The sequence below is a fragment of the Candidatus Chloroploca mongolica genome, assembly GCF_004762035.2.
Lineage (GTDB): Bacteria > Chloroflexota > Chloroflexia > Chloroflexales > Chloroflexaceae > Chloroploca > Chloroploca mongolica.
Window position 1 is genome coordinate 103728 of the sequence record NZ_SIJK02000002.1, and the last position, 15055, is coordinate 118782.

Consider the following 15055-nt stretch of genomic DNA (forward strand, 5'->3'; position numbering starts at 1 on the left):
TGCCCCATCTGTGGCAAGCCCCCCTTTGTGGAGGCCGTCCTGCCCCCCCGGGTTTGCGCCGGCCCAGACCATCATCCAATGGCCGAGAATGATCTCTTCTGCCGACGGTGTGCGCACCCGCCTCTTGTCGCACCAGAGGTTGCCAAGCGGGTCTGTGCTGGCCCAGACCATCACCCAATGGCTGAGGATGATCTCTTCTGCCGACGGTGTGCGCACCCGCTTCTTGTGCCATCAGAGGTTGCCAAGCGGGTCTGTGCCGGCCCAGACCATCACCCAATGGCCGAGGATGATCTCTTCTGCCGACGGTGTGCGCACCCGCCTCTTGTCGCATCAAACATTTAGGCTGACTATATATGAAGTGCTGCACATCTGCACCGGCTTTGCCTGCGAGAATGCTATGAATACTCTTGGCTGTCATCACAACCTTCACCGACTTCTATTCGTCCTGCTCGTATGTGGGTTGGGGCTACTTGGACTTCAAGCTTTGCCCGTCCAGGGACAAGGAGGAGAGGCATTACGCGTTGAGCGTGAGGTCAATCCTCTCACTGGCGAGTTTGGTCAGGTTGAATTCACAGTTACCCTGACTTTGAGTGGTGATAGCGATATTTGTGATGTGCAGATAGTTAGTCAGCCAACCGACATCATCCTTGTGCTTGATCGCTCAGGCAGTATGAATGATGCTGCTGGTGGAGGTATGCGCAGCAGTAAGTTCGAGGTTATGCAGGAAGCAGCCAAGGGTTTTATCAATCGCGTTGATCTCAACCGCGACCGTGTAGGGGTGGTGGCCTTCGATGGGTCAGCCAATACGGTAATCGCTATCTCGAGTGATGCTGCTCAGATCCAACAAGCTATTGATCAGATTGGACTTGGCAGCAGTACCAGGATTGATGCAGGCATCCTGGTCGCAGAGCGTGAGTTTGGCTTGAGCGGGCGAAATGAAGCGACCCAGGTTCTAGTCTTGCTCACAGATGGTCGTCAACCTTCTGCGCCAGTATTGCGTGCCGCTGAAGCAGCACGCAATACTGGCATCAGAATTATTACGATTGGGCTAGGATCAGACGTTGATGCGAACTTGCTACGAGAAATCGCCTCACAACCCAGTGACTATTACGCGGCGGCCCAGGCAGGTGATCTCGAGCAGATCTATGCCACGATTGCCGAAGTGGTCATCAGACCGGTCGCTGCTAGCCAGATCGTTGTCAACCACAACTTCGATCCCACTACGCTGGAGATCATTCCTGATTCGATTGATCCACCTGGAAATGTAAGCGGCGGGACGATCACCTGGGTCGTTCCCAAGCTGTTGGATGTCCCGATACCATTGAGCTATCGTGTACAACCTCGAAACCCGGGCCAGACTGAAGTAGGTCGGGGCGATCAAGTGACGTATCAACGTTGCGGCGATCCTAGTAACTCAGTGCCCATCAACTTTGTGCAAGGACTACCACTTAGTTTTCTAGCACCCCCAACACCAACGCTGCGTCCTACCCTGACCCCAGCGCCCCCCTTGCCTCCAACACCAACGCCAACGACGGGTCAAAAGATTATCCAGGGCAGCCAGAGTTTCTTCTGTGATAGTGCCTGGTGGCCCTGGTTGCTCGGATTCCTTGTTTTCATTTTCCTGCTTTGGTGGCTCTGGCGAGTTTGGCAAGAGTTACAGAAGGCCCCGCATGAGCAGCGGCTCTGTGCGCTGATTCCGTGGTTGTTGCTCCCGATCCTCATACTGGCCCTCAACCAGTTACTCGGCGTGGTTGGTGCGTGTGATGCGCGTGAGGCCGTCTACTTCTGGCGGATTGATGAACGCGGCGCGAATGGGATTTACACCACTGATCTGCGTGGCCTACGGCCAGCGCAGCCATTGACGGCACTAACTGATCAGGGTTGTATTGGTTGCCATACGGTCAATTCAAACCAGCATCAAATCGCAGCGATTAAGGGCGGTTTAGGTGGCCCGATTGTCGTTTACAAGCTTGACGGAACACCCGTTCAGGTACCAGATCAACGTGCTGCCTACCTTAGTTGGTCACCCGACGGATCGAAGTTAGCATTCTCAGACTCGCAATTGAATATCCAGATTCTCGATCTGGTGACGGGTACCACTACAGAACTGGAAGGTGCCAATGATCCGGCCGTCGCTGAACTCATGCCAGCCTGGTCACCTGATGGGCAAACCATCGCTTTTGTACGGGGCACAACTACCATTAACCAGGCTACCTTTGCGGGGCCGTGCGACATCTATGTTGTAGCAGCGACAGGAGGTATCGCGGTACCCCTCCCTGGAGCGAGCGGGGATGGATTCAATTACTATCCCTCATTCTCACCGGATGGGCGCTGGGTTGCCTTTACACGGCATACGAACGGACAAACAACCTACGCCGCACCCGAGGCTGAGATCTTCTTGATCCCTGCGACAGGTGGATCACCACTGCGTTTAGCTGCAAATGATGCCCCTGGCAAAGTATCAGGAACGCTCAGTAACTCGTGGCCGACCTGGTCGCGTGATGGGCAGACTATTGCCTTCAACAGCAAGCGTGATGACTCGCATTATGATATTTTTGTTACCACAATTGATACCAATGGTAATTCAGGTGCAGCCATCCCCCTCCGTAGTGCCGCCCAACCTGGCGTCTTCGAGCATCTGCCCTTCTGGGGTGAACCACCTGCCCGCGACATTACGGCGGAATTGATCGGACTCTGGCCGTGGCTGATACCAATCTTTCTCGTACTGTTAGCATACTGGCTTTGTCGCTTACGACCGCAGCCACAACCACCAGTCGAGCAGGCAAAAGTACCTCCTCCACCAGGAGCTCTGCCACCGCTCCAGTTCAATCCCTTCTGGCAAGTGGCCCCAACCCTGATCATCGGGACGGGAGGCACTGGCCGTATGGTGCTGACCCAACTCAAGAAGAGCTTGCGCGATGGTGGCGGTGGGCAATTACCATCGGGTGTGAAGTTTGTGCTCCTTGATACTTCTGAGTTGGAGCAGACCAATATCTTCCGCGACGCCCAGGGCAAGGCAGTGGGGGTTGAGTTTGCTGGTGTGAGCCTGGAGCAGAACGAAGTATTGCTTATGGGGCAGAACCTCTCAAGTCTGATTGAACACACTCGCACCACCATCGAGCAGGCGCTTGATGGTTGGTTTCCCTACAAAGAATACCGCACACTGCCGGTAGGTCAACGCAACCTTGGTTCGGGCACGGGTGGACGGCGCCCATTGGCCCGTGCTGGTTTGATTGACAAGCTCGTTGGCGATCCTACTACACCAGCAGATGAAGTACCACCCAATGATGCCACCTACCTATGGGATCGGCTCGTAGAGGGTTGTCAGGCAGCTTATGACACCAAGGGGCGGATTGTACGGGTAATTGTAGTCGGCTCGGTAGCAGGCGGTATGAGTGGAACAATCACTGATCTGGCGTATCTGGCTCGTCAAGCTGCGCACATGGTTGTGCCGAAAGACGGTACAATTTACATTGAAGGCTACTTCGCCACGCCCGAAGTCTTTCGCACCGTGGCAGCCAATCCTGATGCGCTGAATATCAATGCAGCGGCCACGCTACGAGAGTTACAGCGCTTCCAACTCAATCAGGGCTTACCCTTCCCGTTTAGCTACCAGACCGAAGTTCATCCACAGCGAGGTTACCTGAAGGGTGATCTTAGCGTACCCATGTTTGATTACATCACCCTTTTTGGTGGTAGCGGCGAACCGGAGCGGGGTACAGGTAAGGCTGATGAGCCATGGGCTACCGTGCTTGCCTCTATGGCCGATACAATTGCCCTGCGTCTTGATCGTGCGGTCAATGCAGGGGCGCAAGGCGATTATCGCAGCGGCCTGCATGCTCAGGCAACAACAAAGCAGACCAACACCCAGAAGGCAATCGTGGCGGGAACAGGCAGTTATGTCGTACGTGTCCCGATTGTCGACATCCAGGAGATAGTCGAAGCCCGCTGGGCACGTAAACTCTTCCATGTCTTCCTGAACGGTTCAGTTGATTCGGAGCTTCCTTCGTTTAACCCCGACGAGGCAGGGATGGAGGCACCAGTCGCTAACTATGCCAAAGAGTTCATCCTTGGTCAGCACGTTGCGGGTGAGCCGCCTCATGGCATGTCTACCGTTGCTTACCTCACTGGAACAGGAAAAGTACGTGCGCGTGATGTTATTGACCTTGCTAACGATGAGGAGGGGCGCCCCTACTATGACTATCTTGGCTACGCCCTCGGACTGATCCTTAACGGCGACCAGCAGGGTAGTTTTGCGCGCCGTGCGCCGCGTCTGGGGTATGCCCAGGCCTTTCTGACGGCTGTTCTTACGTACTTTACTGAGGCGCTGAATGAGGCACGTAATCAGGGGGCTATAGCTCCAGCAGTGGAAGAACGCTCATGGTTCCAACGACTCAACATCTGGTTTGGGGGAGGTAAAGCCAACCAGAACGAATGGAATCAGGTGGTGAAACGCCTACAGGCATGGATTGAGGTGACCAAACAGGCGCTGGCTTCTTTAGAGGCTATGCGCAACATCCTGATTGGTGGCGACCAGCGCCCCAACTCTAATGGCTCGGTCAGCCTCTATCAAGAACTCGCCCAACGCCAGGCAAAAGCCGAACAACGGCGCGAACAGATGGATCGCATTGCGGTGCGGCGCTACCTCTGGCGGCGTCCGCTTAGCCCAGATCGTGATCCGGCTGAACCTGATAACCAGGTTGAACTGGTTGACGAATGGTACGAACAGGTTGAACCACGCGTGGCCGAGCATCTTCAGCGCTTCCGATGGAATATTGACCGCAATGGTTCACTAACCCTTCGCCTCGTGACTTTTGAGAAGGATGCCCAGAAAGCCATCGCACTTGATGCTGCTTCACATAGCATCACCGCAATTGCTGACGAGATCGAGCGGTTAGCGAAGAGCGTCACCCAAGATCTGGCGAGCAACGTGGCTTTGCACGAACTCCTCTTGACCATGATGCCCAGCAAACTCGCCGATCCAACCGCAGATCTAGTGCGACTAATGTGGCGTACAGCGTTACCGCACATCCGTTATGCTCAGACACCCAATCAGACTATTGATGGCGAAATGCAAGCTGTGGCGGGCCTCCCACCTCAGCTTCAAAAGGGCCAAGCACCGCATCCTCTCGAGGTGAGTTTCCAGAATCTTGGAGGCCCACGTACGCTGATTGAAAACACTGAAAATCCGGTGCCAACCAACGTCATTGAAAGTACCGATAGCATGGCGATCACGCTGCTACGAGAGTATAGTCTGATGCCACTAATTGGCGTACCAGAGTATAAGAGCATCTGGGCATACTACCAACGTAATGCAGGCAGCGCCAACGATACGATGGTGGAATCGCCTTTGTTAGCTACCGTCTATGCTGCCGAACGGGCGAGCTTGGAGTATGAACGTCGTCTCGAGCGTGGACTAAATCAGGATTTCCGGGCTTTGCATCCAATCATCGTCATGGGTTTGGCCCGCCCAGAGCTTGCAGAACGCTACCTTGCGGCCTTTACGGCTGGCTGGATTGTACAACGAGCCGGTAACCCGTGGCTACAATGCCCGGACGAGGAATTCAGTCTAGCTCTACGTGGAGGTGAACTCGGCATGGTCGATTGGCGCGTGGTCGGTCTACTCCGCATAGCCGCAGGTGATCCTGAGGATCAGAGCCTGTTTGACAGCCTGAACGAGCAACTTGGCCGGGCTAATGAACAAACGCGCAAAGCATGGCAAGGTTTTGTGCAACAGTTTAAGCCGTCCGGGGTAGCCACGGCTCCCCCAGCGCAACCCCGATTCTGCCTCAATCAGCATCCGATGAAGCCAAACGAGAAGTTCTGTGGCCGATGCGGTGCAGTTGCAGTTGGCGAGGGGCTTGTCTGTAACGGCCCGGATCAACATCCGATGAAGCCGAATGAGAAGTTCTGTGGTACATGCGGTTTCCCAGCACGGCCCAATCCAACGCTGCCGCAACCTCCCGTGACAGAGCCGATCAAACCCATTGATCTGAGCAATGAGCCTGTCTTGGTACAAGATCTGATGGCGGTCGCTGCCTTGGCAGCCTTTAAGCGTGCTGCTCCCGATGAATGGGAGAAACTGGTGATGCAACGTTCACGTCGTAGTTAGCAAAACACATCTGAGACACGGATGGGCGGGGGTGGTACCGCCCATGTCCATCTCCACCTAGTTGAGGGAGGCAGTGCCATGACCATTCATACTGTTACTGATCGTGAGACCAAGGTAACATATCAAACAGGGGTAGTTGAATTGGGGGCCGGGGCCACTGCACAGGTATGGCTAGGCACAACGGTCGATGATCCTCGCCAAACGGTGGCAATCAAGATTGCCCATCGAGGTATGGCCAAAGAATATCTTGCTGATTTTTGGAGCGAGTTAGATCTTCTGAACTTGTTAGGCAAATCTGCGGTACATAACTGCGTACCCTGGGCACATAAAGGGTTTTCTGAAGATGATCCGGATCGCGCAATTATTATCATGGAACATATTGGGCGTGAGTCACTGCTTAGCAAATTAGTTAATCAAGACGATCGAAATTTACCTGAAGAACTTGTCTTAGAAAGTGCCTTCCAATACGCTCAACTTCTTATGGTCATCCATGAACTGAGTTACACAATGCGTGGAGACCGTAAAGTTGCTGATTTTTATCTGATTCCGCAAAAAGAAGGGTGGCGCTTGGTAGTACTGGACTGGAATCGGGTGCGTATGATTCCTGATAATGCCCCATCACAGAACCGAGCAGAGTTAAAGCGTCAGGATATACGAAGCTTTGGTCAGATCTGGGCAGAGTATGCCCTTGGGCGTCAGATTGCGCAATTGCCGGCTGTAGATGAAATCAATGACGCAAGATGGGCAAGTATATCACGTGGTTTACGTACAATTTTAAGCCGATCTGTTCAATCCAGAGCCGGTTGGGGATATCAAAGTGCTAGTGAATTGTTTGAAGATCTCAAATGGTATCGCGGAATTATTCGCATCAAAGAAGAAGATAGCATTGAAGCACTACTAATGGATGCTAGAAAGATCAGAACAGACATAGAGCAGAGTATATTCTCAGCACCAAATATCAAGTTAGTTAATAAGCTACTCATTATTACAGATGTTATACTCTCTAAAGCGCAAGAATTCGATAAAGAAGAAGTATATAAGCTGCAGACATGGGCTGAGCAGCAGGCTTCATCATTGCACCAAGAGACAATTGAAGCGATTCAGCAGATCCATCAATGTCTTATGGTGCGTGATAATGAAGGAGCACAACAAATCGTGCAAACTACTTTGCAACGATTTCAGGCTCAAAGTAGCGATTCACAACAAGCATACCTGCGTCTGCTGCGCTGGTCGCTTGTCACGCATGTAGGCACACTATGTGATGAGCATCGTATTGATGCATACGAACAAATACGTAGCTTATCAGACAGTCTTATGCAACTAGAACAAGTTATTTACTCATTTGGACAGCCTGCTGATCAGGTCATGAATAGCATGTTGCGTATTTTCACACCATTAGAACATACGATAAATACCCTTCCCGATTTTGTGAAAGAAAAGATCCAACCTCTTATGCACGAACTGAATCTGCACATCTCTTTAGCGCAGGTGCGACAGAAGCGAGCAAGAGGCGAGGATTTTTCGCGTGAACAAGCGCAAGTCATTACATACTGGCACGAGCTTGAAAAAATAAATCGACCTTATGCAGTCTGCCTGCAGTCAGAAAACGCCGATTTAGATCGGGAAATGAGTATGCAAATGATGCAAAATTGGAGGCAAAAGGAAAATCAAAATAGGCAAGTACAACTCTCCAATGCTATTCGCGAAGTCTCGAAGGCGCTCAATAGTACAGGTTGCTGGCGAGATCTTACAACTGAAATTCAGGCACTACGCGATCAGTTGTTTCATATAGGTAGTTTAGATGATTATGATCAGACGAGAAATGACATACTATCATGGATTAACGAAATTGCTCTGATTAATGAATGTTTTATTACTAACAAAATAAGTGGCATAATTGATCGGCATGTAATCACTTCTTCCTCACCGTCAGAGGAGTATGAGTATAAATTGCTTCAACAACGAGTTGCGAAGGCTGCACGGGCGAAATTAGAGCAAATACGGCATAAAGTACTCTGGCCTGATGAAATCAAGCAAGCATATGAACTGATTCAGGTATTGCAAGCCTTACCACCCAGTATTGAGCACAACGAGAAAGAACTTGAGGTATGGAGACAGGAGCTGCAGGGAATCAACGAGATTCGTGAAGAATTATTCAAAGAACTACGTGAAATTTTTGGTGAAATAGAAGTAAGTCCTGAATTTTTTCTGACAAATCTTGACAATGTACGAATCGATCAAATTCTTGAAGAGAGTAGAAGCACCTATTTTATGCAGCTTTATGATCGTCCTGGCATGACGAATCTTGAAGCAAGCTATCAGGTTGAGACATTGATCACGGCTCGACGCTCCGCACGTTTGGTTTACTATCTCAACGATATCGCAGCCAATCTCATCCAACTTGCGACAGCTCTTCAGGAAGAGAATAAGCGTTTCGAAGAAAGTCTCATACTCAGCAATGATATTCTAAGACAAGCTCAGCGCTTTGAATTAATGTTACGGCGACCAGAACACACCTTATTAATTGATCGTGCTGAAGCATATAGCCGCCGAATCAAAAGCATTGAAGAGGGACTCAGTAAAGCCAAACAAATTACGGATCAGTTTAATGTATTATCACAACAAGTCTTTCAGCATGAAAATGAGATACTCCATACAATTAAAAAACAAAAAAACATTGAAGATCAATTTGAGAACATAAGATCTAAAACAGAAGATATGGAAAATAAAATCAAATTATCTGATAGTAGTTTTTCTCAAATAGAAAATTATACGAACAATACGCTAATTAAATTACTAAACATTCAAATATCCCATGGTTTTTATGCAATTCGCCAACTAAATCTAGATAAAGAAAACGGCGCACAATCTTTTCTTGAAAATGCAATTCAAATATCAAAACAGTTGCCAACTGATCGTGTTAGAGACAATATTATTGAACAACTCAGGGGATCAGTAAACTGGTTAGAAACTATATATCGCAGGCAAGACTTATACGAAGTACTGCGTAACTATCTTGAGTCAATCAACCTACGCGATCTTGAAAAAGCCGATGAGGCCTTCAAGCAGTTTCAGGGGTTGACCGTCAATGTACCTAGTCTTCGTGAACACTGGCTTATAACTGAACTACAAGACGAATACCGGATGTTGTGTCGCAGTCGCAACCCGGAAGCGCAACAAGGACGTTTCCTAAAAAGGATTTGGCCACAACAATAAATATCGAAACCCTGTATAGGGACACCTGATGGAAAGAGACCTATGCCACCTAAAGCTGATACACTTCGTGCGGCCCTGAGATCACGAGACATCGAGCGAGTCTTAACAGTGGGAGAGCGGGTTTTGAACTCTCAGCATACGATGAGTCATCGTGAAAAGAAGGCGTTGCAACAGGCGCGTCGAGTCGCACCAATGGTGCAGGCGGTAAGAGTGGCTTTAGCCAAAAATGATGATTTTGCCATTGCGATGGTTTACCATCCCGAACTTCTGCAACCTTTCTTTGATCTTCCAGCACCAATGAAAGCACGGGTAGAGCTTGCTCAGCGCCGAGTTGAATTGTGGCGCAAACTCAAAGTTGCCATTCGCTGCAAAGATGAAGCAGGCATTGCTCGGCTTTATGATCGCGATCTTCTAGCCCAGAGCAGTCTCTTGGATCAAGTCACGTACGCATATTGTGAGGTAATCTGGGCACGAACTCAAGCAATCGCAACCCTCCGTGATGCGCTCGCTACTGATAGTGATGAGGTGATTGCCACATGTTATAACCCGGAACTGTTAGACACGAGCACCTTGCTTCCCACTGCGGATCGTATGCGAGCACGCTTAGCTATTCAGCGCATTGAAGCACTGCAGGTCTTGCACAATGCGCTGAAAGACGATACCTCAATCGAAGCGATAGCCATAGCATACCTGGAAGTTGTTCGTTGTGGAGCAACAGTACCCGCTGGTAGTAACTGGCTCAAGCTACAAGAGGCACGAATTGCAATCGAGCGGCGCAACCAATTACGTGAAGCTTTGAAGCATCGTGATGAAAAAACTATTGCGCAACTTGGTTCTATTGTAATAAAAATGACACCAAATTTACTAGACGATGCGGAGCAAGTTGAACTTGAGTTGCTTCTACGCTATCCACACCTGTTGTTGGCCTGAATATGTGATATAAGGTAATATCTCAATGATGCTGGAAGACTTGAAAAGTTCACTGAATCGGCTGATTATTGATCTGTCGCCCATCGATCGTGATGCACGAGAGCGGCTTGAAGTACTTGGTCAAGGTCTATGGAGCGAGGATGATGAGCAGCAGAAACTCGTACATCTTGATCTAAATGCCGTGGTTAGTCCATCTAGTATTGAAGAGAGGGCATATGCCCATTATCAGCGTATGCCCAAATGGCTCCACTGGCTCGATTTTTTACGTAACGTATTAATTTTGTTGCCTATTGCAGTTACGTGGCATGCACTCTCAGCCGCCACTTCGAACTATAAAAAGCTTATCGAAGAACAACCAGATCTTATTACTCAACCATTTCTTCTCTTATGGGAACAAGGATTTGATGGAAACGCAAATCTCTTTAATCCAACTTTTAGTCAAATCGCAAGTTTTGATTTTTTCGTTATCAGTATTATTGTCTTGCTTACATTTTTTGTACATTTCCAGCATGATGTACGTGATAGTCAAGCTGCTGAACAAGCTGGTGTCATCCGCAGACGGGTTGAACAAATCATTTGGCAAATTAATCGTCTTTTGGCACCAGAACGTTTTCGCCAAGCTCAAGCCCATGCGGTGTTAAAAGTTGCTGAAATCGCTGATAGTTTCCAGATAAATGCGCGTGATCTTTTGAGTCATCTGGCCAGTGAACGAGAAAGACTAGACGATTTGACGAAACGTCGCGAGGCAGATCTTGCTCAGTTAACAAATTTTAGTTCTAGTCTTGGAGAGGGAACCGAGCGAATTCTCAATTATGGGCGTTTGGTTGATGAGCATACACGTAAATTCCATATGGTACTTGCTCATTTGAGTAGCAACGTAGAACGCCTAGAACAGTCTCAAGTGCATATAGTTGATGCATTGCGAAGTGTAGAGGGTAGTGCTGATATCCTACGTCAATCAACGGCAATGACCAATCGTGATCTCGATAGTGCGCTCGATGAGCTTCGAAACTCCACCCTTGAAAATACTGCTTCTCAGCAAGTTCTTTTGGAAGGGATAAAGAAGATGTCGGAAACTGGTCGCCTAATATCACAGGTAGGCGATCTAGTTCACCAAAGCCTCCAAGACGTTGAGCAATCAAGACAATCAATGCTTACTGATATGCACCAGGTCTTAGAGAAAGTCACAATAACTGCTAATCAGGTGAGCCAAGCATCTTCTCAACTTAGTGAAGTTGGACGTCAGATTTATCAATCACAGGAACGAAGTAATGAACTTGCAAACTTGATTAATAATTTTCTCGAACATCAGCACCATTTGATTGCAGAAATACATAGTGTAATGAGTGGATTTTCGAGCATAAAACCTTTGCTAAGTGACTTAACAAAATCTGAGCATCCGATAGAGCAAACTTCTTCGCCATCAGAGTTTTTTTCACCAAGGGGACTTTTGGGACTAGGCATGGTGATAATGATTGCGGTGATCCTTGGAACCATGATCACAACCTTTATACAACAAGCAATATAAAAGTATGCTTCACCGACAACGCGGCCTTAGACACAAACATCGTGATACGATGTCATTATCAGGATGGCTCTATGCCGATTTATTGTTAGGTCTGGCGATGCTCTTCTTTGTGTTCAATACAGTCGGGGTTGAACCACCCGCTGAACTCGATTCACCAAGACCAACCCCGACTGCTAGCCCGACTCTAACTCCGACTCTAACTCCGACTGCTTTTGCTGAATCTACCAAGACACCGACACCAAGACCAACAAATACACCTGTACCACCAAATGTACTTTCTCCTGAAGCTTTTGAGTTTTCTTTTCGCGTAAATGCTGATCGGCTACTGCAAGGTGATAAAAGTGAACAGGATCGCGTTCGTCAAGAGATCCGATCCGCACTCAATCAGTACGTTGGTAAACGAAAAGCGGGTTTCGTTTTGACTTTTGGAACTTCCAATGTTCTTGATGAAGGAACTCGACTTTCTCGTGAAATGAACCGCTTACTCGTTGAGGTACTTCCAGAGGTCTTCGACACTTCAGTTCGGCGTGACTTCCTTCAATTCTCGAATGATCGAGCACTAAGAGGTCAAATTAAAGTAGAGATTTACTTCTTTACAGGTATTCCTGTTTTACCGACATCCCCGTAATGCAGTTTCACATCAAGCATTCGTGGTTTACCAAACGTAGCGAGTTAAAATGCCCCCCCGACGACGTCCTTCGCAAAACCGGTCTTCGTTACGCTACCAGCCGCGATCGAGCGCGAGGCAGCGCACGAGGTTATACCTTGGCGGGTTGCTGCTGGTTGTGTTGTTGGTGGGTGGTCTGGGTTGGTTGGGAGCACGTTTGTGGTTGCGTGATGATAACACTGCGCCAAGCACGCTTAGCGTTGCAACTCTCCCAGCTGCGCCGGCGACAACTATTCCTACGATAACGGCCCGACCTCCTGCAACATCAGTTGCCCTCCCTACACGCACCGCAGATGAACGCACTTCGACGCCAGCCAGTGCTCCTGTGCCCTTCGAGGTGGCCCTGCTGGAACAGGAAATGCTCAGGGTTATCAATGCGGATCGTCAGGCTAACGGCTTGCCACCAGTTGCCTGGGATGTTACTGCGGCAGAGGTGGGAGCTCTTCACGCTGAAGCAATGGCCGATCAGGCCTTTTTTAGCCACTGGAGTCCTGATGGTGTTGGGCCTGATCTGCGTTATAGTCGTGTTGGTGGTCGCGATGCGGTGATGGAGAATATCTATACTTTTGCCTATCGCTTCAACGATGGAAGCGCAGCCCCGATTGATGATTTTGCTGCGCTTGTGCGCCAGGCTCAGGCGGCACTCATGCAAAGCCCGGGGCATCGGCGCAATATTCTGACGCCAACGCATACGCACGTTGGTGTAGGCTTTGCGTATAATCCAAGCACAGGCAGCTTCTATCTGGCTCAAGAGTTTCTCGGGCGCTATGTGGTCGTAGATGCACTCCCAGCAATGGCACAGGTAGGTGATACCATTGTGGTAAGCGGGCAACTTTTGCCCGGAGCAACTGAACCGCTCGTGAATGTGACTTATGAGCCGTTGCCGTCGCCAATGAGTATTGAGGAACTGAACGCAACCGGCTCCTACCAGCGCGATGCCACGATCTACGCATCAAGCCAACCAAGCCTGGCTGAAAATGGAACCTTTCAGGCAACCGTTGCCCTTGACAATGCGGGACGTGCGGGGATGTATAGTGTGCGGGTCTGGGTACGCGTCGGTGCGGAACAGGTACTGGCGAGTGAGCAGTTTCTATTGGTACGATGAGTTGAGCCGATTATTCGTTCAAAGTCACCTACATCCAGTAAATTCGCCTGGCTCAGGACTTTGCTGAATGACCTGTACCTTGCGCCCATTGCCAACTTTGAGCAACAAATCAGTCAAGGCAAGTTGAGCATCAAGTTCGGCCCGACTCAGGATTCCTGAACGGCAGGCTGCATCCAGAAGCAGGGTACGTCCCCGCGCCTCGCCCTGAGGATAGAGCGCGGGATCAACACCTTGCACAAGGCCATCTGTGCTACGCACAAGCATCGTACGTATATCCTGACTGACAATATGAGCTGGTGGTATATAGATAACGATCTCGTCATCATTCACGATTACATCTTCGTTGTGAATTCGCTGCAAATCAATCCCTGCTAATATTTTTCCTGTGACTTCAAGCGTTACACTCTCATAGATTGAGGGCATGAAAAAGATCACCGGCTCATTCCGGACTTCGACGCTGATTCGTTCGTCAAAAGATGTTGTCACTAGGGTGCTCATACTTTGAATCTGGGAAATAACGATATCGCTTGTCAAAATTGTGGGCTGAGATGGGGAAAATAGCTTCAACCAGCGATTGAATGGCAGACTCAGGTCAAAAAACCAGAAGATGACAAACGCCAGGGCCACAAGTAAGACAAACTGACCCAAGAGACGCTGAAGCGGGGCGCTAAGGAAATTAAGGAGCGCAAGAAAAAATTGCAACAAGCGAGCAAAGAATTTGATAACAAAATTCATTAGAACGCCTTTCTTGCATCAGAACCACGTTGGATAACTTTTTGCAAACTCAACCAGGGTCAGGCGTAACATGCCTGGCCTGACCTCAACGGCATGAGCGGGACGGTTCCCGATCATTTCTTGAAACATATTATTCATTAATGCTTCGATGATCGGATCGAAGGTTGGGGAGACTGGTTGTCCCTCAACTTCAGCACTTTCAAGTCTGAAGATTACCCGTACCCCCAAAATTTCTGGGTAGCCGCGGATCACTAGTTCGCCCTGACCAAACTGACCGGTCGGGTCATTTGATACTGCTCGAAGGTTAAGCTTCTGGTCTTCAAAGGCAATGGTAGTGTTTTCCAGAAAACGTAACCGGGGTGTCGTTGCAATCTGTTGACGGATCATGAGGCTCGCGTCAGCATCATTGATCTCAATCACGGTTGTAGCTTGAGGTGTAGGTGTCAACGTCACAACTTCGGGCAGTGGAATCGCTGAGGTAGGAACAGTGCTGTTGATCGGACTCGTTGGATTTTGCGTCACAGATCCAGCAGCAGCATTGAAAATAGGTGACGGCGTCGTAACAACAAGAGGAGTCATTGGCGTTGGTTCTGTCAGTACGGCTATAGGAGATATCGTCGGTATTGCCGACTCAGTTGAGGAAGGAAGTAACGGTATGCTCGTAGCGGACTCCAAAGGCATACTTGTAACGTTGCATGACTCACACGATGTCTGCCCAAGGAAATAGCCAATGACGCCTCCAAGTGCGAGGCCCAAGATCAA

Annotated in this window: 9 protein-coding genes; 6 read left to right on the plus strand and 3 right to left on the minus strand. The window is 49.4% G+C overall.

Annotated elements, in window-relative coordinates:
* The coding region (locus EYB53_RS01905; protein WP_205712557.1) for a hypothetical protein at positions 1-216 on the minus strand (216 nt) is incomplete at its 3' end.
* A gap of 268 nt (positions 217-484) precedes the next feature.
* Here EYB53_RS01905 and EYB53_RS01910 point away from each other — a divergent pair.
* From EYB53_RS01910 to EYB53_RS01935, 6 genes are all read left to right on the plus strand, one after another.
* A complete protein-coding gene (locus EYB53_RS01910; RefSeq protein WP_167857209.1) occupies positions 485-6112 on the plus strand; it encodes a tubulin-like doman-containing protein in 5628 nt (1875 codons plus the stop codon).
* Between the two features lie 78 nt (positions 6113-6190).
* On the plus strand, positions 6191-9328 hold the full coding sequence (locus EYB53_RS01915; RefSeq protein WP_167857210.1) for a protein kinase: 3138 nt from the start codon (positions 6191-6193) through the stop codon (positions 9326-9328).
* A gap of 42 nt (positions 9329-9370) precedes the next feature.
* Complete coding sequence (locus EYB53_RS01920; protein ID WP_135476171.1) at positions 9371-10258, plus strand: hypothetical protein; 888 nt, start codon at positions 9371-9373, stop codon at positions 10256-10258.
* A 25-nt stretch (positions 10259-10283) separates the two neighbouring features.
* Complete coding sequence (locus EYB53_RS01925; RefSeq protein WP_135476174.1) at positions 10284-11786, plus strand: methyl-accepting chemotaxis protein; 1503 nt, start codon at positions 10284-10286, stop codon at positions 11784-11786.
* A 4-nt stretch (positions 11787-11790) separates the two neighbouring features.
* On the plus strand, positions 11791-12414 hold the full coding sequence (locus tag EYB53_RS01930; RefSeq protein ID WP_135476176.1) for a hypothetical protein: 624 nt from the start codon (positions 11791-11793) through the stop codon (positions 12412-12414).
* 397 nt (positions 12415-12811) lie between these two features.
* Positions 12812-13558 carry a CAP domain-containing protein gene (locus EYB53_RS01935; RefSeq protein ID WP_167857211.1) on the plus strand — a complete coding sequence of 249 codons (747 nt, stop codon included), beginning with the start codon at positions 12812-12814 and terminating at the stop codon, positions 13556-13558.
* Positions 13559-13582: 24 nt separating this feature from the next.
* Here EYB53_RS01935 and EYB53_RS01940 read toward each other — a convergent pair whose 3' ends face one another.
* Together EYB53_RS01940 and EYB53_RS01945 are read right to left on the minus strand one after the other, a co-directional pair.
* Positions 13583-14293, minus strand: coding sequence for a DUF4230 domain-containing protein (locus EYB53_RS01940; RefSeq protein WP_135476180.1), 711 nt, complete (start codon positions 14291-14293; stop codon positions 13583-13585).
* A gap of 18 nt (positions 14294-14311) precedes the next feature.
* Positions 14312-14872 (minus strand): hypothetical protein, encoded by a 561-nt coding sequence (locus EYB53_RS01945; RefSeq protein ID WP_135476183.1) that lies wholly within the window; start codon positions 14870-14872, stop codon positions 14312-14314.
* Positions 14873-15055 lie beyond the last annotated feature (183 nt).